The 1,412-nt window shown below is 74.3% G+C and carries 1 protein-coding gene; it reads left to right on the forward strand.

Going from position 1 to position 1,412, the window contains the following annotated elements; translation table 11 throughout:
• On the forward strand, positions 1-1,343 hold a 1,343-nt coding region (locus ACFCZ1_RS33375; protein ID WP_376682018.1), incomplete at its 5' end, for an SUKH-4 family immunity protein.
• Positions 1,344-1,412 lie beyond the last annotated feature (69 nt).

A 1,412-nucleotide genomic window follows, 5' to 3' on the forward strand; every position in this document is an offset into this window, starting at 1 on the left:
AGCCCGTGGCGCCTCCTGGTCCGCCCGGGGTTCCGGGTGCCGGTGCGCCGCAGCCTCCTGGTCCGCCCGGTCCTCCTGGTGCGCCCGGTGCGCCCGGTGGTGCGGGGGGTTCGGTCGGGCGTGGGCTCGATCATGCCGCGACGATGCTGGCGGGTCCCGCGGTGACGGGTCAGCCGCCGGCGCCTCCCGGTCCGCCCGGTGCTCCGGGTGTTCCCGGTGGTGCGGGGGGTTCGGTGGGGCGTGGGCTCGATCATGCCGCGACGATGCTGGCGGGTCCCGCGGTGACGGGTCAGCCGCCCGCGCCTCCCGGTCCGCCCGGTCCGGCGCCGGCCGGTCCCGTCGCGCAGCCCCCGGCGCACACGGGTGTGCCCACGGTCGGCCCCGGCTACCAGGCAGTACTGCGCTACCGCGCGCCCGACGGCTCCGAGCAGCAGCTCATCCGCCGTTCCGCACCCGGCACCCCGCACCCCGAGTGGCAGATCCTGTACGAGCTGCGCGCCATGAACGTGCCGCCGCAGCAGGTGCTGGAACTGCACACCGAGCTGGAGTCCTGCGAGCTGCCCGGCGGTTACTGCGCCCGGATGATCCGGGAGACCTGGCCGCAGGTGCGGATCACCAGCGTGGCCCCGTACGGCAAGGACCATGCGGGCCGTCAGCAGGGCATGCGCCATCTGCTCACCCATCAGGGCGAGCTGCACCAGGTGGCGGACGGTCCCGCGCGGCCCGCGCCGGTACGGGTGCCCCTGCCGCAGGTTCCGCTCCAGCCGGCGATCCCGCTGGACGCGATCGCGCAGGAGCTGGCGGGGGCGTTCGGCCCGCAGGGCGTGTTCCGCTTCGACCAGCGGGCGGTGTCCCGTCAGGGTGTTCCGGAGATCGTGGCGCAGACGCTGATGTGGTCGGGCCTGCCCATCGATTTCGGGCCGTTCTTCTGGGCGCAGGCGGTGCCGGGCCAGCCGGTGCCGACGCTGGCCGAGATGGCCGCGCAGCGGCAGGTGGCGCCGGCTTCGGACGCGGGCTCGTACCTCGTTGTCGGCAGCGACTTCGGCAAGGCGCTGTGCGTGCAGTACGGCACCGCGCACATCGTTGCGGTGCCGGTGGAGGGCGGTCCGGGCGGTGCTCCGGTGCCGCCGCAGTTCGTGAACTCCAGCCTGCCGCAGTTCGTACGGTCCCTGGCGATGCTGGGGCACATGTGGCGGCTTCGGCAGCATCTGACGCCGGAACAGGCGGGGCGCTGGACCGTCGATTTCCAGGCGAATCTGGCGGGGCTGGACAGTGCGGCGCTGGCTTCTCCGGAGAGCTGGTGGTCGGTGCTGCTGGAGCAGATGTGGGACGGACTGCTCTGATCGGATGATCGGTTGAGTGGCCGGGGGGGGGGGGCCCCGCGCGGGGGCGGGCCCGCCCCCCACCCAGGG

This window comes from Streptomyces sp. NPDC056224, from assembly GCF_042267665.1.
GTDB lineage: Bacteria > Actinomycetota > Actinomycetes > Streptomycetales > Streptomycetaceae > Streptomyces.